This is a genomic window from Anaerobacterium chartisolvens (genome assembly GCF_003337415.1).
Classification (GTDB): domain Bacteria; phylum Bacillota; class Clostridia; order Acetivibrionales; family DSM-27016; genus Anaerobacterium; species Anaerobacterium chartisolvens.
The window spans coordinates 1-20373 of sequence record NZ_QPJT01000010.1 but is presented as its reverse complement, the minus strand read 5'-3'; the positions used below and the strand labels follow the sequence as shown (position 1 = coordinate 20373).

Sequence of the window (20373 nt, the reverse complement as noted above, 5' to 3'; positions counted from 1 at the left end):
GTATTACCTTTCTGTTGGTATAACTATTTTGAAACAAGTACTTTGATCATTACTAAATAGTTCTATGCGACCATTATATTTTTGCAGAAGTTTTTGTACGCTATACAGTCCTATGCCTGCCCCATTTTTCTTAGTTGTATATCCCAAAGAGAATATCTTTTCTTTCAGATCAAAGCCTATAGGGGAGTAATAATTTATTACTTCAAAAATGTATTTATCAGCTTCATAGGAGATTATTATATCTATTTGCTTTTTTTCATAAGGTGTCCCTAAACAAGCATCAATAGCATTGTCTATTAGATTTCCAAGTATTATATTTATATCTCTTACCTCAATGTTAAGTGATTTAAGACTTGACAATGTAGTTATATTAAAACTTATATTTTTACCTTCTGCAATGTTTTTTTTTAAAAAAAGCAAAGCAGCTAGTGGCAAGTTATCCATTTTTACAAATTCTGTAGAGAGGCATAATTCTGAAATGCTTTTCTTTATATACTTTTTTGCTTCTTCAAATTCAGCTACTTCTATCAACCCATATACTACTTGAAAATCATGGCAGAGATCATGACGTTGAATTCTTAACGAGATTAATAATTCTTCAACGGCTTTAAGAGATTGAATTTGATCTTTATACTTTGCCTCATCATGAAGAATCTTGGTAAGATTATTTAATACTAAAACAATAGCCAAAGGAATAAAAATTGTAGCAATGATTGCTGTTAGAAAGTCGTGAGGCACTAACAAGGCAGTATTTTCTGAAAATCGACAGCTAAATAAACAAATTAAAAGACACTGAAATAAGAAAATGCTCGTAAGTAAAAAGAATTTTCCTTCCAAAAGATTTTTTACACTTAGATTATCTGTGATAGAACCGAAAATGTAAAAATGAGGCCTACGTTTTTTAATAACCAAATAAATCATAATAATCGAAGTTTCTATAATAAAACTCAAAATATGAGCATATATTATACTTTGTAATTGTATACTACCAAAAGGTAAAATGGCCCAAGCAACTATTAAACCTACTGTAATATGTATAATTGTGCCTGATAGTACGATAACTGAGGCTGTTTTATATGACAGCGGCATAAAAAATTTTAGAAGAAGAAATAAAAAAATGACATGTAACAATGTATGCTTTTCAGCATTTAGGTTGGTATAGGGCAGATGTTGTGCTAAAAAAGCATACAAGCAAGATACAATAAGTATTTTTCTAATGTATATCTTGGTATTTGCTAATATAAGACCTAGTAGCATAACTAGAGTCGCTTGAGTAAAAATTATTAAATAATTAGTTAAAAAGTTAATTATACCCATTGGCATACAAGAACCTCAACTCCTGCGCTAATACAAGCAAAAATATCAATTTATGTCAAAATTTTTCCAAACCCATATAATTAATTATATGTATAAAAATATATACTGTCAATCATAATTAGCTGAATCACAAAAACCTTGGCACTATCAAACGCCATAATTTGTAAGATTCAGAAAGTCTTTGCCCTAAAAAATACTTATTAAAAGTGTAAGAAACCATATTTGAGTATATCCATATAATATTTCCAGAATAAAAAATGATGAAAAATATTTTGACTTTTTAAGCATAAAAAGTGCCTTTTTAGACATTAATACTTTTTAAAAGTAGTTTTATGGTAATATTATTAAAGGTAGTAATTGAGGGAGTAATATATTTGAATTTTTTGTATTGCTGATTGCTGATTGGGGTTTGGGTATGATATTTTCAACAACCTGTACATGCCGAAGTTTTTATTATAGAAGGCATAGTTATAAAAATAAAGATGAATAAGCTGCAAAGGTTCCTTGAAAACTGAATTATGTATTGAACTGGATAAAAAAAGGAATAGCAAAGCTAACCTTAATGTGAAAGGTAGAAATTTAAAACTCAAGCTACTTTAGTACCAACCTCAGAAGGAAGATTGTTTATTAAAAAGTTTTTGTGCTTAATCCAAGGATCTAAATGGGTGTTAACGACGGCAAAGGTTGCCCTGAAAAATCTGTGTTTTGAGCTTCTACATCTGCTAGCTTCAATGTTGTAGTCAACAAGAATATTTTTGTTAGAGCGTTCTACAGACGTCCTGCGCTTAAACATTTTTTTGAAAGCTTCAGAATTTCGGGAAACTGGAGGAAACAAGCGCAAATCATAGGCTTAATGTAGATAGTCCTACTATAGTTGCTATCAGAGTAAGACGAAGGCTTTTTAATACCGTAATAATCAAACCAGTACCTGTATTTGATGCATTTTGGGAATGTGAAACCGCAGTGCTTGTAAGGAATTCCGCCCATGTAAATTAAGACAGTTAGAAAGGATATTGAAGCGATACTTAAACTTGACTCATACGTTACTGATACATTGGAAGTTATTTTCTGCTATTCAGGATATTATCAAATGTAAGTCGAACCTTTACAGGCATAGACATACATCTTGAAGCTCAGATTGGTGAAGGTATCTTTATTGAGTATGGTATGGGAGCCATGATAGGTGAAACTGCAGTGATAGGAAATAATGTAACCATATACCAAGGTGTTACTTTAGCTGGGATGGGAAAAGATACACAACAATTTACGATAATGTTGTTATTATATAGGATGCAATAAAGATTTTACAAACATGGAGGATATAATTGCTTACAGAAATTTTTAATAGCAACGAAAAGACGCCTTGCGGGGAAATGTCTCACGGGTATGTCATCAGGCGCTTTTCTTAGATGTATTCCTTACGGGTCAAAAAAATTTCTTTCATCAAATTATATCCTCCATGTAAAAGCTTTATTGCTAAATATATAGCTTAGGTGCAAAAATATTGGGACCGTTTACAGTTGGGGAAAATTCTAACATAGGGCTGTAGCTGTAGTATTAAAAGAAGCCTCACCAAATTGTATGGTAGTAGGGGTATCTGGAAGAATTGTGAAAAAAGATAACCAGAGAATAAGATATCTAAAGGGAAATGATGAAGTTGACTTGGATTAAGTACATCTATCTGACCCTGTTCAAGACCAGATTAATTATTTAATGAGAAGAATAATGGCATTGGAGAATGAATTGTTGGAAAAAGCAATGTAGAAGGGGCTATTATTCAAATTTTTTAAATGTTTTTTGCAGGAGGTAATTTATGATGGAAATACAAACTAGCCAAGCTACATATGAAGGGCAGAAAAAATATTACTGGTCACCTGCTGTGAGGTGGGAAAAGACCAATATGGAAGTTCGGATAGAAATGTTTTCGTATAAGGATTTTTTTATAGACATGTTTCCCCAGTTTTATTTTTTGACACAAAAGGGTATCAGTCTGAGTGATATAATGGCAGAGTTTTCTGAATTTGATGCAAAGAAGCTGTTTCTGTTTTTACAGGATTTAATCAAAAAGAGGATACTTGTTAGTTCCATCCTATCTCCAGCAGAGGTTTTCTATCTTCAGAACCATCTATTTAAAAATGAATACAGCGAGAAAATAAAGTATAATGCCGAGGAACTCAATAAGTTCAAAAAGAAGCACTTGAACAGAGCTTATGAGGTTTACACGGGGCCTAAAATAGAACTTAATAAAGATGAAGTTTTGCAACTTATCAGCAGGAGAAGAACCTGTAGGGTGTTTGATACTCAAAACAAGCTACCCTATAGTATCTTTTCTAAAATGCTATCGCTTTTGAGGCAGGAGAAAACTGAAGGGAGTATTCGATATAACTATGCTAGTGCAGGAGGACTTTATCCGATTGATATTTATGTATATGTGAAAGAAGCCCGGGTAGAAAATGTCAATAAGGGGCTGTATTACTATAGTCCGTCGGAAAATAGTTTGACCTTAATCGACGATACTTGTGAAGTGTCAAAAGATACACACTATTTCACTAATCAGTCCATATTCGGAAACTCAGCTTTTTCATTATTCCTTGTTTATAATGCAGAGGTTACTATGCCCAAATACGGCGGAATGGCATATTTGTTTGCAGCTATTGACTCTGGCATTATCGTAGGAACTTTGACCTTGGTTGCAGAGCAGAATAATGTAGGATTATGTTCTATTGGAGATCTAAATTTTAAGAAAATAGAAGAGTATTTTAAACTTAATGAGAATCAGGTGCTCCTTCATACATTGGAAATTGGACTAAAATCGTTAGAGTCTTATGATGAGGTAGAGTCGGTTTTCTAAGCATTCTAATTTAATTTTGAAACAAGCTAACTAAGAGTTTACCAGATAGTGTTAACTAAGCCATAAAAAACTAAAGCAAAAAAACGAACAGGTGTACCTTGAAAAGTGAAAAATATACCTAAAGAATTAAGACCTTGGAACTTTGTCCCAAACTCTGTCCTCGCTGGAAGGCAGGCGGTCTGTTATACGGACCACCGCAACAAGAGAATTTGGATGCAGTGTGGATATCAAGGGTCTACGGCTACACCTCCTATGAACGAGCAAAAAGCACTCGCCCTTGACATCGTCAGGCTTTCGCGGCACAAGGATGGTTCTGTTTAACAATAATAAGTTTTTGGGAAAGTTCGATAAGTATCTGACATTTGGCAGGCATGGTTGATAGTTTCTCAAGTTCAGGTACTTCATTAAGAGGTCTCCAGTAGTTATACGGATGAGGTCTAAAGAAGTTGTAATAGGCTACAAACAAGGCTACATAGGTATTTGACACTTCATTACTGCCATAGACATTTGTAACTTGGTATGAGAACTTAAAGGTACGATTTAGGCGTTCGATGATTGCTTAAGCCAGAGAAGTTCTTAAAGCTCATAGAAAACAGCTTATCAGGAATCGAGGATAAATCAATTTTGAAGAAATCCATTATAAATTTCCTGTAAATGCAATGGAGTTTGAATTTTGATTTTTCTTTTTATACTCTGCTAAGTCTACTGGTGAAATGTTTTTGAGGTTTTGGACATAAAAAGAGCACATTTTATTGACACACTTATGGATATTAAAATGCTTGCAATTCTTTTTAAGACCGAGGATATGACAGCAGTAAAGGCAGATAAAAACAATAGGCTTGAATTTGGTTTTCTGTCTTCTAAAACGGAAATCACAAATTTTGCACAGAAGCTGACCTCTACCACCTGTGTTGTCGTAAAGGAAAGTGTAAGGAGCTCCACAGCGAGAGCAGGTAAAGGACTCGGGGACAGGGTTTTTACCACGGGATTTAACAAGTTTAAGTTCCTTACCATGAGATAACATGTGCTCTGAAAGAAGCGGTTTGTAATCTAAACGCTCAAAATGCTTGATAATAGGTGATTTGTCGATGTTGTACTTGTTGTATTTGGGACTTTTGGAGTCATATTTAGAAGAGCTTAGAGGTATGTTTTTTGCAATAAAAACGAGTAATTTATTAATTTGTAAAAGTAGCATTTAATTATATGCTATCAAAAGGATTATAATTGAGTTCACAATGACACTTTCCTTTCTGGATTTTTGGTGTCTGAGAACTTCAATTATACAGGAAAAGAGGGGTCATTGTTTTTTTATTCAAAAAAATCTTGAAACCCTTTATATATAGGTAATTTAAAAAATCAAAAGTGTAACGGAGTTTACACTAACGTTTGCTATAAGGGGGTTGAATAATGAAAGCTCATATTATTGCGAAAGAACTTAATATACAGAATATGTCGAGGGATTTGGTATCAGTGCTTTTGAAGGCGGAGGAAATATCAAAAAACAGATTGAAGGGCATCTATTTTATTGAAGGAGACGGCAATGAAAGATTCCAACCATATTATGAACTGGTGGAAAGTGCCAAAAAAATTTTGGGTGGTTTAAAAGAGCTTAAAGTCAGAAAAGGTGATAAATTAGTCTTTCAAATTAAGAATGAATACTATTTTGTAAATCTTTTTTGGGCGTGTATTATGGGAGGAATAATACCTGTTCCATTGACGGTGTCCAACACTGCTTCCACCAATTCAGAAGCTTTTGCTAAGCTGTTGAATGTTTTGAGGCAGCTATCTAATCCTAAAATCGTGACGGAATATTCTTTGAAAGATATTTTTAAAGAAGTGGCGCAAGAAAACAAGGAGTTATCTATTGTGTTTTTTGAGGATATTGAAAAAATGTCTGTAGAAAGCGGTGAAATAACTACCGTAGTTCCTCAAGATCTGGCTTTTATACAATTTTCCTCTGGAAGTACAGGTAGCCCGAAAGGAGTAATGCTGACGCATGGCAACCTGACATGCAATACTGCTTCTATTATTTCTAGGCTGCAGATAGGTGAAAATGATTTTGTTGGAAATTGGATGCCTCTAACCCATGATATGGGCATTATTTGCCTTCATTTAACCTTTGTAATGGCGGCCTCCAATCAATTTATTATGGCACCAGATTTGTTTATTAGGAGACCAATGCTTTTCTTTGAAAAAGTTACCAAACATAAAGCCACATTTTTTGGTGCTCCAAATTTTGCTTTAGCATGGTTGGAAGAAAAAGTTACGCAAGAAAAATTGTCTCTAATCAATCTTTCTTCCATAAGGACGATTATAAACGGTGCAGAACCAATTTCAATGAAAGTTTCAAGAAAATTTCTCAATAAATACAGCGTATGCAATCTAAAAAGCTCCGCGTTAATTTATGCATATGGAATGGCGGAAGCCAGTGTAGGTGTTACCTTTCCAGATGTAGGTGAAGTTCAAAAGAGCTATAGGCTTGATAGAAAGGCATTCAATTTCGGAAACCGGATTGTGGAAGTAGACGAAACAGCAGAGGATTTCATTGAATTTATTGAAGTCGGCTATCCTTTGAATGCAACAGAAGTACAAATAGTGGACGATAACTATCAATTGCTTGATGAATGTATGATTGGAAATATTATAATTAAAGGTCCAAATGTAACTCTAGGGTATTTTAATAATCCTGAAATCAATAAGGAATTGTTTATAAAGGGTTTCTTAAAGACTGGGGATTTAGGTTTCGTAAAAAACAACCGTTTGGTTATTACCGGAAGAAAAAAGGATGTCATTTTCTTTAACGGTCAAAATTATTATGCTCATGATCTGGAAAGGATCTGTGAAGAGCTTGATGATATTGAACTGGGAAAAGTTGCTGCTTGCGGAGTGTTTAACTATAATGTCGGCAAGGAAGAGATACTAGTTTTTGTGCAATTTAGAAAAAAAACCGAAAGCTTTTTACCCATTGCTGAAAAAACCAAGGAGCATATTAACTGCAAGTTGGGGCAACCCCTTACACATGTGCTGCCTGTGCAGACCATCCCAAAAACAACCAGTGGGAAACTGCAGAGGTACAAACTGGGTCAACAATATTTAAATGGAGGGTTTGACGACATTTTGCCTTTGTTAACAAGACAGGACGCAGAAGCTAGCGATATTGCAGATGGCGCAGGCCTGTCCGGACTGCGAAACAATATTGATGCCCATATTTTCAAACTCTGGTCAAATGTGCTCAAGACGAAAAGAATAGGGATTTTCGATGACTTTTTCAGATTAGGAGGAAATTCCATCAAAATGATGCAGCTTATTTCAGACCTTAGCAGGGATTATGGCCTGGAAATCAGTATCAAGGATTTTACGGCTTTGAGCAATATCGCCAATCTGAGTGATTTTGTCTCACTGAACATGAACACGGCTACAGAATTTAAATTCAAGGCTAGAGAAGCGGATTTTGATAATATGAACGAACCGTTTCCGCTAACTGACGTTCAAACAGCCTATTTGATGGGACGCAGCAGTAGTTTTGAGATGGGAGGAGTTTCTACCCATGGATATTATGAGTTTGAAACAAAACTGGATATAGCAAGATTCAATCAAAGTCTGCAAAAGGTAATCAAGCGCCAGTCGATGCTAAGGGCTGTTATTTTGCCTAATGGGGAGCAAAAAATACTTGAAGACACTCCTCAATATACCATTGCTGTTGAAGATATACGGTATTTATGCAGGGAAGAGCAGATGGAACTCATCATGAGAGAAAGAGAAAGGATGTCACACTACATATTTAAGACCGATGAGTGGCCGCTATTTGAATTTAAGGCATACAGAATAACCGATGAGACCAATTACCTATTTATGAGTTTTGATTTGCTTGTGGTAGATGGAAGCAGTGTACGAATCATGATCAAGGAAGTTATGGATTTCTATAGGAATGGCGACATGAAAAAGCCAGATATTGGATTTTCATTCAGGGATTATGTATTGGCCTGCGAGGAGTTCCAGAAGCATGATATATATTCTAGAGATAAAAAATACTGGCTGGACAAGCTGGAAGAATTCCCCACTTCTCCTGAACTGCCGTTAAAAAAAGACCCGGCGCAAATAACATTTCCCAATTTCGAGAGATACCAAAAAGTGATCGGCAGAAGAGAGTGGGAGAAGATCAAGGAGAAGGCACGGGAGAAGAATGTAACTCCTTCTGCTCTATTGTGTACTGTTTATAGCGATATATTGGGGTTCTGGAGCAACCAGCAGCACCATGCAATTAACGTAACTATATTTACGCGGTATCCGTTTCATGAAGATATTAACAGTATTATAGGTGATTTCACATCGGTGATGCTGGTAGAGGCTGATTTGAAGCCGGAACTTACCATTTGGGACAACACTACATTGTTGCAGGAAAAGCTGATGGAAGCTCTGGAACACCGTCACTATGACGGAGTAAAATTTATTCGTGAATTGTCCAAGCATAACAACTTCGGCACCAAAGCGGTAATGCCTATTGTATTTACCAGCTTACTATTCTCTGATGACGCGGATGAGGAGGAAGGCAGCCTGACTGATTTCGGAGAAATTAAAATGGGCATAAGTCAGACTTCCCAGGTGTACCTAGATTACCAAGTGTCGGAGGTAAAAGGGGAACTGACCATCACTTGGGATTTTGTAAAGGAGCTGTTTGAAGAAGAAGTGATTGACACTATGTTCAAACAATATACAAAGGCATTGAAGGATCTGGCGGCAACCGGGACTTATGAGATATGTGCTTCAACAGCGGATATGGAGCTTGTCAGGAAATACAACGACACTAAAGAGGACATCAGCCTATCGATGCTGCATGCACTGTTCAAGGAGCAGGTAATGAAAACACCGAGTAACATAGCGGTAGAGTTTGGAGAAAAAAGCATAACCTATCTGGAATTGGACAAACAGTCTAACCAAATAGCGCACTTCTTAAGAGAAGGAGGAGTAAGCAGAAATAACCCAGTCGGTGTGTTGGCACAAAGAAGTATTGAAACTATTGTTAATATCTTTGGCATACTCAAGGCGGGAGGGGCCTATGTGCCTATTGATCCTGAGTATCCTGAAGACAGGCGGAGATATATTCTTGAGAACAGTGATTGCAAGCTGTTGCTTAAACCCGAGCTATATGCGGAAAGTGGCGTTGATCGTTATCCGACTGGAGAAATAAACATGAGCGAGAATCCAGAGGATCTTGCATACATAATATATACCTCCGGAAGTACGGGAAGGCCCAAAGGGGTTATGATTACCCATGGTGCAGCGTCAAATACTATCCAGGATATAAATAGGAAGTTCGGTGTCGTAGAAGACGATAAGGTTATTGGACTATCCTCCATGTGCTTTGACTTGTCAGTTTACGACATATTTGGCACACTTTCTGTGGGAGGGACCCTTGTCATGGTTTCGGACCTCAGAGATATGAATAATGTGATGGAAATAGTAAAAAAGAAAAAAATAACTGTCTGGAATTCTGTTCCGGCAATCATGGATATGCTTATTGAAAATATAGAAACAGAGGCGGATGAAGAGTTGCCTTTCTGGCAAATGAGCTATAATCCGGAACTGCTTATCGATTACAGTGAAAACGATGCACTACGCTTGGTAATGCTTAGTGGGGATTGGATACCTCTTGGGCTTCCAGAAAAGATAAGAAGCAGTTTTCCGTGTGCGGACATTATAAGTCTGGGAGGAGCCACAGAGTCTTCCATCTGGTCTATCTATTACCCTATAAAAGAGGTCAAGGAAATCTGGAAAAGTATACCCTATGGGATACCACTGGCAAACCAGAAATTCTATGTATTAAATTACAAAAAAGAAATATGCCCTATTGGTGTACAGGGTGAATTGTACATCGGAGGTGTCGGCATAGCTAAGGGTTACATGAATGATGAGGAAAAAACAAGAAATGCTTTTATCAGTCATTCTAAGCTGGGTGACCTTTACAGGACAGGAGATTATGGTGTACTGCACAAGGGGTATATTGAGTTTTTAGGAAGAAAAGACCAGCAGATAAAAATAAGGGGCCACCGCATAGAATTGGGAGAAATTGAGAGCAACCTTACCAAGCATACGAGTGTAAAGAACGTGGCAGTGATAGACAGGACAGATGCAAGTGGGAAAAAGTACCTGTGCGCTTACATTGTCTCCGATGAGAGATTGAACCCACAGAGCTTGAAGGAGCATTTGCAGAAGGAAGTTCCTGAATATATGATACCTTCAGTTTTCGTGAGGATGGGCAAAATTCCTTTGACATCCAACGGAAAGGTTGATAGGAAGGCACTACCTGAACCATACACAAATAATGCAGATGTGTCAGATTATGTGGCACCTAGAAATGATATTGAAAGAGAATTGGCTGAGACATGGCAAGAGGTCTTGGGAAGAGAAAAGGTTGGGATAAATGACAACTTCTTTGATCTAGGTGGAGACTCATTAAGTGCAATGCGGATTTATACAAAACTGCGGGGCTTATTTACAATAGGACCCAACACTATTTATGAGAACAAGACCGTTGCAGCCATTGCAAAGCATATTACACGTAAAGTTGAAAATGTCGTGTCAAAGCATGTCAATAAAGGAGAGTGCAATTTTATGGCTAAGCATATATCAATGAGGCCTGATATGTCTGTCAAACATAACAGAATAAGGGAGAAGATATAGAGGAGAACTACTGGTCAGATAGATTGTTTCGGAGGCATTTAGAATGAAAAACGGGTCGGAAGTATGAATAATAAATGAAAATGGAGGGATTACGGTGTACGAAATTTTAGGTAAACTAGCAATAAGCCCCTATTTATTCCACTGTGAAAAGGGAGAACAGGATAAGATTAAGTTTGAAGTTATCCAAAAAAGTTTTCACTATCATTATGAAAAGAATGATTATTACCGAAGCCTTTGCGAGGTATCGGGCATTTCACCAGAAGATATACAAGGAATTGGAGACTTCCATAAAATTCCTCTTATTCCTATCCGATCTTTCAAACAACAGGAACAGGAGACCCAATACTTGCTGTCTGTTCCGTTAAAAACTATTGAACATGAATTGCGCAGCTCGGGAACAAGCGGTACTCCTAGTGTAGCAAGAAGAGATTATGACACCTATACCATAGCGCAAATGTTATATATCGGTACCTACAGGGAATTCTTATTTAGGGATTTCCCAACAGGAGGAAAGAGTGCTGGTGTCTATCTAGTTCCTTCGCCAGCAGAAGTTCCGGATATGGGTATGATAAAAGGGTTTACTTTGTTAAATTTTGCGCTCCATACCTGTGGATATGCTGTAGAAAATATGAAACTTAACTGTGAAAAAGCAGTAAAGTTCCTGCAGCAGTGGGAGGGAAAATTTACACGGTTTCTGTTGTCCCCGCCGTTTATGCTAAGCAGCTTCGTGGATTATCTAGCGCAAAATGATATCAGAATAAAGCTGGATAAACACTCCAAAATAGTCACTGTCGGCGGCTGGAAGCATCATACTGGAGCTATGATTCCCCGTGAGGAATTAGACAGAAAGTGTGAAGAGTATCTTGGCGTAAATAAAAGTCAGATCCGCGATTTTTACGGGTTAGCAGAATCCAATTTGATGGCTTTTGAATGTGAGAACAACAATAAGCATATTCCACCGACAGTCCATGTCAGCATAAGGGATATGGGCAATCCAGCGTCGGAGGCTGAAGATGGGAAGGAAGGGCTTATTGCAATTTTAGATCCGATTTCCACATCATATCCGGGCTTTATTCTGACTGAAGATTTAGCTACCCTGAAGAGGGACTGTGAATGTTCCTGCGGAAGGACAAGCGATGTAATGTCCAAAATTGGGAGGGCTCCAAAGTCTGATTTAAGGAACTGTGCATTAAGCTTGGAGAAGTTTATGGCTGAAAAGGACAAGCGGAAAAGTATTTGGTTGGACGAGAAAATATAGTGACACGTATATAAAAGGGAATAATTTTATATTTAATAAATAATTGAGGAGGATATAAATGAGCAAAACAGCGAATGAAAAATTCAACATGATGTACTCAATAGCGACAAATTTTGACACTAAGCTTATAGATGAGATTGCAAAAATGGATACTGGTAAATCTATAAAATCGGTTTACGGAAAGATGAAAAGTGATATCATCGGGGGAGGCAGGGCATCTATGGTTCTTCCCCCACTTTCTATGGATAATTTAAAAAATTACATAAAGTTATGCCATAAAAATGGTCTTGAATTCAACTATCTTTTAAACCCTATGTGCTTGTCAAATAAAGAACTTCAAAAAGACAGCCGAAATGAAATTATTAAATTTATAGAGGATCTTGAGGGTATTGGTATTGACTGGATAACGGTAAATTCTCCCTATCTATGTAAAGTCGTCAAAAAGGATTTTCCAGGCATAAAAGTATCTATAGGTGTACATTCTTGCGTGTGTGAATTGCAGCATATAAAGTACTGGGAAGATATGGGGGCCGATGAGATTACTTTACAAATGTATATTAATCGGAATTTCGAACTTCTCGAGAGGATGTTAAATTACACCAAGGGATCAGGTGTCGCACTTAGAGTTTTTGGAAACTCTGCATGTTTGCATAATTGCTCATACCGTATGTCCCATGCAACAGGGCAGTCACATGCCAGCAGAACAGGTGAGCGTTCGGCAAAATTTTATATGGATAATAATCTAATGAACTGCACCACCGAAAAAGTTGAAAATCCCACACATATGATTGCTGCTGAATGGATTAGGCCCGAGGATGTAAAATACTATGAAGCGCTTTGTGACAAAACAGGCAATCATAAATTTTCAATTAAGCTGGTGGAGAGAACAAAGCCGACTGAATACCTGTTAAATGTGGCAAAAGCATATCTCTCAAGGGGGTATGAAGGAAACCTGCTTGATATCATATTGTGGCCAGCAATTAAAGAAATGAGCAATGTAAGCAAGCCTCTTATAGCATTGGAATCTGCTTCAGAACCTGATAAGCTGGCAGGCATGAAAAGATTTATGGATTTCTTCAAGCTTCCGGATATTTATATCGATAACAAAAAATTGGATGGATTTGTAGAAAAGTTCGTTTCGAACTATGAATGCAATAAAAAAGTTTGTAACGGAATGCAATGCCCTGATGGAAGCAATAGGGTAATTGGCGATAGTTCGTTAACATGTTCTTATTGCAAGAGCTGGGCTGAAAAAGTAATTTCGTATGATAAACAGGAAGTTGATGCATGGTTGGATAAATCCCGTGAAATTCTTAATGATGTAATTGATGGAAAAATACTCTGCTGAGGCTTTCTTAAGTAGTAATTCGAAACCAGTTTAAATGTTTAGCGGTGCCAGTTGTAAAATATTAGCAGGCTGCAACTTTACAAAAAAACCTATATATAACAGCTTCAATATTCTCAAAGCAAGGATACACCTGTTGGCAAACAGCCTGTTTTTGAGAAATCACCATACCTTCTCAACCGGGTTAATTTGAGGACTGCACTTTGGCAAAAATAACAGGTTAATTCATGGATGCTTCTCCGGCCACTTCGCTGTATCTTTGGACATATGTGTCGGATCGTTATCAGCTATGATGTTGATAGTTTCGGTAGGGTGGGTTTGCTTAATGAATACAACAAAATCATTAGGCCCTGCATTTTGAATAGCTTGCTTTATGGCATTTATTTTAGCTGCAAATTCATGGTCATCGGCATTTACAACCGTATGCTTCATCTCTAGAGGTATCCAAGTATCTTAAGTTGCCTCTTTACAGTAGTGTAGATGGGTTCTAAGTTATATTCATTCTGCAGGCGATAAAGCATGAGACGGATTGTCCAACAGGTTTGAAGATACTTAAGCTCTTTGGGGCTTCTACCCATAAATCCTCTTAAAGCCTCGTGATTTTTATCACCAAGATTTGATGGACTACCAATCTTATGCTCTTTATCTTTGAGCCCATCAATACCGTTCTTTTTATATTTGTAATTCATGAAAGCGCGGTTTGATGGGTGATACCTAACATTTTAGCGATTGCAGATGCACTTACGCCTGCATTGTCTATAAGAACGATATTCGAACGGAAAGATATCTGCCCTTTCCCTGTTTTACTTGCTCTTTCTAACCAGTATTTTTCTTCTGTTGTAAGTTCTATCTTTATCATGTGGTATGACCCCCTTGCATAAGGGAGTATAACACGTTCTTACAAAATATTAACTGGTAATGTATTCTTACTTAGAATACTAAGGAAGTAAAAATTGCCACAATATAATGTTGACTGATTGTCGGAAATACAATATAATGTTGACTGACAATCAGTCAACATTATATTGTATTAAAGGAGGGTGATAAATTGTCAAGGATAACAAAAGATCGAGATGAGCGAAGAACAGAGATACTTGATGTTGCGCAAGAGCTTTTCATGAAAAACGGATATGAAAAAACTGCTGTCAGCGATATAGTCAAGCATATGAATGTAGCTCAAGGGACTTTCTATAATTATTTTAAATCAAAAGATGAAGTCCTGGATGCGATGATGCGACGTAGTACTGAAAATATTGCAAAACAAGCAAAGGCAATAGAAGATAATGAGAACTTAAGCGTAAACCAGAAACTGCAAAAGGTGATATTCTGTATTATTGACTTTGGCGGTTGGAACAAGGAAACCATTGAATTTGTTCATCGTGAGGAGAATATTTTGCTTCATCAGATGTTTAAGATTGAAAGCAGAAAGACGTTAATACCTATAGTAGGAAGATTGATTCGTATCGGTATTTATGAAGGGGTATTTAATGCACAATATCCAGAAGATGCTGCCGAAATGATTGTTGCTGGTATAAGTGGAGTGTATGATACGTTAAAGCTTTTAAAATACGACGAGGCAATCTATTCGGCCAAGCTAAGGGCCATCGAAGATTTTTTGGAAAGAGTTCTAGGTGCAGAAAAGGATAGTTTTATATTGAAAAATAACATGAATAATGAGGAGGATGAAAAATTATGAACGGTTGCAAGAAGGAAAATTGCAAACATAGAAAAGTAGCTGCTTTTATAGCAATTATATTAGGATTCTTTATGGCATTGCTTGATACTACAATTGTCAACATCTCGCTGCCTAAAATGACGGATTATTTTCATACCAATGTTAAAGATATATCTTGGGTAATTAATGGATACAATATCGCCTTTGCAGTATTAATGATTACTGCATCCAGATTGGCTGACCAGTTCGGACGTAAAAAATTCTTTCTTTTCGGTCTCTTCGCTTTTACCCTCTCGTCCTGTTTGTCAGGACTTTCAACTTCATTGCAGATGTTGATTATATTCAGGGTACTACAAGGCCTATCAGCAGCTATTTTAGTGCCTGTTACTGTTCCGTTGATTATAGAAATTTTCACGATGAAGAAGCTCGGAATGATAATTGGTTTATGGGGAGCTATTGGTGGCCTTGCTGCTGCTTGTGGACCGGCATTGGGGGGTGTACTCACTGAAATATTTAATTGGCAGGCAATATTTTATGTGAATCTGCCGCTGGGAATAATATCTTTCATTTTCTCTGCCATACTCTTAAACGAATCGTATGATAAAACCGCAAGCCGGTATATGGATATACCCGGTATACTTGCTATCTCTATTTCAATGCTGACTGTAACTTTCGGCTTGGTTCAAGCACCTGATAAGGGATGGGGGTCAAGTTACATAATAACCCTGTTTACTGTTGCAGTGGTTTCATTAATAGCCTTTATTATTATTGAGCTTAAATCAAAAGAACCTATGCTTCCAATGTGGTTGATGAAAATCAAATCTTTTAGTGCTGCTACTATTACGTTGGTGTTTGCAACTGCAGGTTTGATGGCAGGCTCTTTCCTCGTTGCTTTTTACTTGACGCGTTTTATGGGAATGTCTGTACTGGATGCAGGAATGACGACAATAGCAATGCCTATAGCCATGATGGTATTCTCTATTGTTGGTGGGCCACTTTCACATAAATTCGGATGCCGAATATTTGGCGTGCTGGGGATTGCGATAGCATCATTGGCGGTGTTCTTATTTGGTGACCTTGATGTTGCTTCAGCCCGCTGGGACGTTATTTGGAGATTAATAATTTTGGGAGCAGGTCTTGGAATGACAATATCCCCTGTAATGGGAGCGGCAGTGAGGAACGCTCCGCCAGAAAAAATAGGAATAGCATCTGGTGTGACCAATGTTGCGCGTACTTTCGGTATGGTGCTGGGAGTAGCTATTCTGGCAACCTTGTTAAGCATGAATATGAACAGTCAAATAGAGAACGGTAAAGAAAAAGTTATTGCAAATATAAGTGCCGATAAGGTATTTAACTCAGAGTTTAAGGAAAGCTTCATAGAAAAAGTTCGTAATATCAAGGTTTCGAGTGACAGCAAGGCAATAACCCTCGAAGATATTATTGCTGCTGCAGACCAAAAGGAGGAAGAGATTTTAAAAAGCACTCCCGAAAATAAAAAGGAGAAAGTAAAGGCAATGTTTGATGAGCAAAAGCAGGAAATAAAAAATATATGGCCTGTAGTTGAAGGTGACTTAAAAGGCAGCATGCAGATAAGCTTCGCTGATACATTCAGATTCTTCAGCTTATTATTGATATTTGGTATAATACCTGCATTCTTCAGCGATAAGCTTAAGAAGAAAGTTGATGAGACGGTAAATTTGGACGCACCATCCAATTAACGCCTGTAACGCTGGGTAAAAGGTTTAGAGCACTCTGTCTATATAGGCGGCGTGTTCTAGACCAACAGCATCTTAGTATTTGGCACAATTGCGCTACTAAAAATTTCCGCTAATATACGAGAGTATCAAAGGAGGATGAACTCAAAATGATTAAAACTAAATTGTTCTGTATACCCTACTCCGGCAGCTCAGCGACGTTATACAGCCGATGGAAAAGCTGCCTCCATGAATCTATTGAACTTTGCCAGGTGGAGTTTCCTGGGAGAGGTCAAAAATTCAGCGACCCTCTATGTAATTCTGCAGGAGAGCTAATTAATTACTTATACGACCAGATTGAAAATCAGATATATAGTTCACCTTATGTGCTTTTTGGGCATTGCTATGGTGCGCTACTTGCATATGAACTAGGGCATAAAATAACGGAATTGAAACAATGTAGTCCGCAACATATATTCTTTTCGGGAAGGCAGGTTCCCCATATCGGGTACGAAAGCACTATGAGAGGTATGACCGAAGAAAAACTGATAGCAGAAGTTATGACGCTTGAGGGAACATTAAAAGAAATATTTGAAGATGAGGAATTGACAAAGGTTTACCTTCCTATACTGAGAGCAGATTTAAAGTTGGCGGAAGAATGTCAGTTTGTTGCTAAGAATGATAAATTGGACTGCAATATAACTGTATTTGTTGGTAATCAAGACCAGTATGTAAGCGATCTTGATATAGTTGAATGGCCCAGCTATACAAAAAAGCAATGTGCTTTTTATAAGTTTCAAGGCGGTCACTTCTTTTTGCATAACCATATGGAAGAAATCGTAGGTATTATTAATAATACTATTTTGAAAAATGCTTATTGCACTTAACTGGAGTTAGTTGATGGATGAAATCTTTATTTGATGAACTAAAGGGGAGCTTATGATGGAAAGAGTCAGATGTTTATTGTTGATTCTAACAATAAACTTTTTAACAATGATAATATATTCGTATTTTTTATCCAGCGATGAAAAAAAGGCAGTATTCTTAAAAATACCTATTTTTTTACAAAAATTGTTAGTTTTCGGAGCTGTAGGGCCTTTATTCGTTTCTACGATTGTGCAACAGCCTCGTATTAACTTTGGTACAGTTTTTTTAAAATACCTTTTTGGTGGTATTTTTATCCTTTTAGGGTCACTAACTATAATTTCTGCTTTCCGTAGGATAGGAGCCATACCAAGTCTTAAACAAAAGTCAAAAATAATCTCTAGTGGAGCGTATAGTCTTGTAAGGCATCCGATATATTCTGGTACTTTAATAGTCTTTTTAGGATTAATAGTTTTGTTTGAGGCGTTGATACCGCTATTATATTTTCCTTTATCAACGGTGCTTTATTATATACTTATAAGGTATGAGGAAAAGGAATTGATTAAAGAATATGGAGATGAGTACATAGAATACTCAAAAAAAGTAAAGAAAAAAATTATACCCTTTATTATTTGATAATTCAAATTTACTAAATTCATTTTGGGGGTATTAAAATGCTTAAAATTATAATAGCTGATGACGAATACTATATGCGATTGTTTTTGTCACGGTGTTTGAAAAGAATCCCGGATGTAGAGATTGCAGGTGAGGCTGAAAATGGAGGACAGCTTGTTGATATGGTGCAGGAAATAATTCCTGATGTAGTTTTCATAGATATAAATATGCCTAAAATGGATGGCTTAAAAGCTTCTGAAAAAATATTTGGTTTCGATTCAAGAATTTGTATAATTTTTGTAACAGCTTTCACTCAATATGCTCACGAAGCCTTTAAGGTATATGCCTTTGATTACATTATTAAACCTTTTAAGGTCGAGCGTATTCAACAGACAATACAGAGAATATTGGACTTTAGGAAGACAGTCACATACAATGCTTCTGATAATGTTTGTGAGACAATATTAAAGAAAGAATGTAAAAAGGTGATTGTAGAATGTAACGGAGTATGCAATATAATTAATCCAAATGATATAATCTTTATAACACGTTATGAACGTAAAACTATAATAGTCACCAGATATGCCCATATTAGGACGAATGATTCTCTTGAAGAAATGGAAAGGAGATTGGACATTAATTTTTACCGTTGCCATAAAGGCTTTATTATAAATCCTGACTTGGTTAGCGAAATACTGCCATTCGGGCACAAAACTTACCAGATTAAGTTTCTATTTACAGATGAATCTGCTTTGATGACTAAAGAAAGATTTAAATTATTTCGCAATGTATACAACAAATTATTTAATGTTTTTCATGCATAAGCGGTTTCGTCATTGCAAAAAATCACGATTTCCCTGTAGTTTGAGAATTGTCAAGAAACTAAACGGGTAGTGTTAACTAAGCTATAAAAACTCCTAAAGTAAAGAAATATCGAACAGTTGCATATTGAAAAGTGAAAAAAATATCTATATAAGTCACGATAAAGATTTTACATTCGCAGGCACAATCTATTAATAACCTGCAAATGGATCTTGAAAATTGAATTAATAAACACCGGACTGCTTGGTGTATCTGCTTCACAGCGGAGAATAAGACGTTATTTATAACTTCTGATTTCAGTCAAGCTCACAAACCTTCAATCAAGTTGAGCTTTGGGCTGTAGGGTGGCAGGAATACAAATTTCAATCTGTCTTCGTTCTCCTGCAGGAATGGCTCCAGTAGTTTTTTTAAAAAGCTAGAGCTCCTGCTAGAACTCTTCTTGCTTTTGGGGATTTGCCTTGGTCAGTATGTATGTGGACTGAGTATAGCTCAAGTTGGACCGATACAGTAAATCAAGTATACCTGTGTAGATGTATTGCATCTCAAAGTTTTGCTGTACCCACTGCCGGATAATATCGACATACCAGTTCTTTCTGTTTGGGAAACCGACTTCATCAGGGGTATGCATTGTGACAATTTGTACCATTTTGGATTACTGTTCATCGGTGAGTATATGAGGAGCACCGGGGCTATGGCCAAGAGCCAGCACATCAATGCCACTTGCTTTATATCTGGTCACATAGGTTTCAACCCTATGTTGGCAAAGCTCAAGCATTTCAGCAATATCTTTGTTGAGGTAACCTTTAAGGTGGTAAAGCACTGCCATATAACGCTGGTATATCCTTTTATTCTTGGTTTTTATTATCAATTTTAAGTATTTGGCCTATTCTATTCATTATAGTAACCACCATTCTATTAGAGTGTATAGTTAACATAATGCAATAGAATTTGCCCTATTTTGTATGGTGATGTTTGCCTTGTAACTTCATTATCGTGATTTATATAATGTATCTCCTTTTTTTATTGGATATTCATGTCTATAAAGAAATACATGATTATAATGTATTTTTTTAATATGTTTTAAAAAATATGTATAACAAATAATTTATGCATCCAATATTTAAACAACCGTTTACGGTTGGTTTTTTTTTGTGTAACCTGTCTTTAGGAGTAAAAAGAGAAAAATGGTGCTAAACCTCAAAATGCGTAGTTTAGCATCATTTTTATTTGTGAGTCATTAAGAAAGTAATT

General features: G+C 36.6%; 18 protein-coding genes. 11 read left to right on the top strand and 7 right to left on the bottom strand.

The annotated features are described in order from the left end of the window. Window positions 1–3: 3 nt before the first annotated feature. A complete protein-coding gene (locus DFR58_RS09885) occupies window positions 4–1323 on the bottom strand; it encodes a sensor histidine kinase (RefSeq protein ID WP_114297688.1) in 1320 nt (439 codons plus the stop codon). 1161 nt (window positions 1324–2484) lie between these two features. Here DFR58_RS09885 and DFR58_RS22385 point away from each other — a divergent pair. The 6 genes from DFR58_RS22385 to DFR58_RS09855 all read left to right on the top strand — a co-directional run bounded on the left by DFR58_RS22385 (window position 2485) and on the right by DFR58_RS09855 (window position 13455). Then, a complete protein-coding gene (locus tag DFR58_RS22385; protein WP_242987535.1) occupies window positions 2485–2616 on the top strand; it encodes a hypothetical protein in 132 nt (43 codons plus the stop codon). A gap of 514 nt (window positions 2617–3130) precedes the next feature. Continuing rightward, the gene (locus tag DFR58_RS09875) at window positions 3131–4168 is read left to right on the top strand and encodes a SagB/ThcOx family dehydrogenase (protein WP_114297686.1); all 1038 of its coding nucleotides are present in this window, start codon (window positions 3131–3133) and stop codon (window positions 4166–4168) included. 727 nt (window positions 4169–4895) lie between these two features. Beyond that, complete coding sequence (locus DFR58_RS09870; RefSeq protein WP_114297685.1) at window positions 4896–5189, top strand: hypothetical protein; 294 nt, start codon at window positions 4896–4898, stop codon at window positions 5187–5189. 386 nt (window positions 5190–5575) lie between these two features. Next, the gene (locus DFR58_RS09865) at window positions 5576–10849 is read left to right on the top strand and encodes a non-ribosomal peptide synthetase (protein WP_114297684.1); all 5274 of its coding nucleotides are present in this window, start codon (window positions 5576–5578) and stop codon (window positions 10847–10849) included. A 94-nt stretch (window positions 10850–10943) separates the two neighbouring features. Continuing rightward, a complete protein-coding gene (locus DFR58_RS09860) occupies window positions 10944–12107 on the top strand; it encodes a LuxE/PaaK family acyltransferase (protein WP_114297683.1) in 1164 nt (387 codons plus the stop codon). A gap of 58 nt (window positions 12108–12165) precedes the next feature. Continuing rightward, window positions 12166–13455, top strand: a complete 1290-nt coding sequence (locus tag DFR58_RS09855; RefSeq protein WP_114297682.1) for a U32 family peptidase — start codon at window positions 12166–12168, stop codon at window positions 13453–13455. A 222-nt stretch (window positions 13456–13677) separates the two neighbouring features. On the opposite strand, the gene DFR58_RS09850 is transcribed toward DFR58_RS09855, so the two are convergent. Genes DFR58_RS09850 through DFR58_RS21845 form a run of 3 tightly spaced genes read right to left on the bottom strand, consistent with a single transcriptional unit; the run spans window position 13678 to window position 14311 of the window. Continuing rightward, the gene (locus DFR58_RS09850) at window positions 13678–13884 is read right to left on the bottom strand and encodes a hypothetical protein (RefSeq protein ID WP_114297681.1); all 207 of its coding nucleotides are present in this window, start codon (window positions 13882–13884) and stop codon (window positions 13678–13680) included. A gap of 2 nt (window positions 13885–13886) precedes the next feature. Further along, window positions 13887–14141: a COG3415 family protein gene (locus DFR58_RS22165; RefSeq protein WP_114297680.1), complete on the bottom strand. Its 255-nt coding sequence runs from the start codon at window positions 14139–14141 to the stop codon at window positions 13887–13889. After that, complete coding sequence (locus DFR58_RS21845; protein WP_170138105.1) at window positions 14138–14311, bottom strand: hypothetical protein; 174 nt, start codon at window positions 14309–14311, stop codon at window positions 14138–14140. The genes DFR58_RS22165 and DFR58_RS21845 overlap by 4 nt, the downstream gene beginning before the upstream one ends. Before the next feature lie 189 nt (window positions 14312–14500). Here DFR58_RS21845 and DFR58_RS09840 point away from each other — a divergent pair, with 189 nt between their 5' ends. From DFR58_RS09840 to DFR58_RS09820, 5 genes are all read left to right on the top strand, one after another. After that, on the top strand, window positions 14501–15148 hold the full coding sequence (locus DFR58_RS09840; protein WP_114297679.1) for a TetR/AcrR family transcriptional regulator: 648 nt from the start codon (window positions 14501–14503) through the stop codon (window positions 15146–15148). Next, entirely contained in the window at window positions 15145–16845 is a 1701-nt protein-coding gene (locus DFR58_RS09835; protein WP_242987533.1) for an MFS transporter, read from the top strand. Before DFR58_RS09840 ends, DFR58_RS09835 begins: the two co-directional genes overlap by 4 nt. A 146-nt stretch (window positions 16846–16991) precedes the next feature. Beyond that, entirely contained in the window at window positions 16992–17708 is a 717-nt protein-coding gene (locus tag DFR58_RS09830; RefSeq protein ID WP_114297677.1) for a thioesterase II family protein, read from the top strand. 52 nt (window positions 17709–17760) lie between these two features. Next, window positions 17761–18321, top strand: coding sequence for a methyltransferase family protein (locus DFR58_RS09825; RefSeq protein ID WP_114297676.1), 561 nt, complete (start codon window positions 17761–17763; stop codon window positions 18319–18321). Between the two features lie 38 nt (window positions 18322–18359). Continuing rightward, window positions 18360–19124, top strand: coding sequence for a LytR/AlgR family response regulator transcription factor (locus DFR58_RS09820; RefSeq protein WP_114297675.1), 765 nt, complete (start codon window positions 18360–18362; stop codon window positions 19122–19124). Window positions 19125–19428: 304 nt separating this feature from the next. Here DFR58_RS09820 and DFR58_RS22610 read toward each other — a convergent pair whose 3' ends face one another. Genes DFR58_RS22610 through DFR58_RS09805 form a run of 3 tightly spaced genes read right to left on the bottom strand, consistent with a single transcriptional unit; the run spans window position 19429 to window position 19990 of the window. Next, window positions 19429–19575 carry a transposase gene (locus tag DFR58_RS22610; protein ID WP_114297809.1) on the bottom strand — a complete coding sequence of 49 codons (147 nt, stop codon included), beginning with the start codon at window positions 19573–19575 and terminating at the stop codon, window positions 19429–19431. Beyond that, a complete protein-coding gene (locus DFR58_RS09810; RefSeq protein ID WP_114297674.1) occupies window positions 19550–19768 on the bottom strand; it encodes a winged helix-turn-helix domain-containing protein in 219 nt (72 codons plus the stop codon). Before DFR58_RS09810 ends, DFR58_RS22610 begins: the two co-directional genes overlap by 26 nt. 6 nt (window positions 19769–19774) lie before the next feature. Beyond that, the gene (locus DFR58_RS09805; RefSeq protein ID WP_114297673.1) at window positions 19775–19990 is read right to left on the bottom strand and encodes a terminase gpP N-terminus-related DNA-binding protein; all 216 of its coding nucleotides are present in this window, start codon (window positions 19988–19990) and stop codon (window positions 19775–19777) included. Between the last annotated feature and the right edge of the window lie 383 nt (window positions 19991–20373).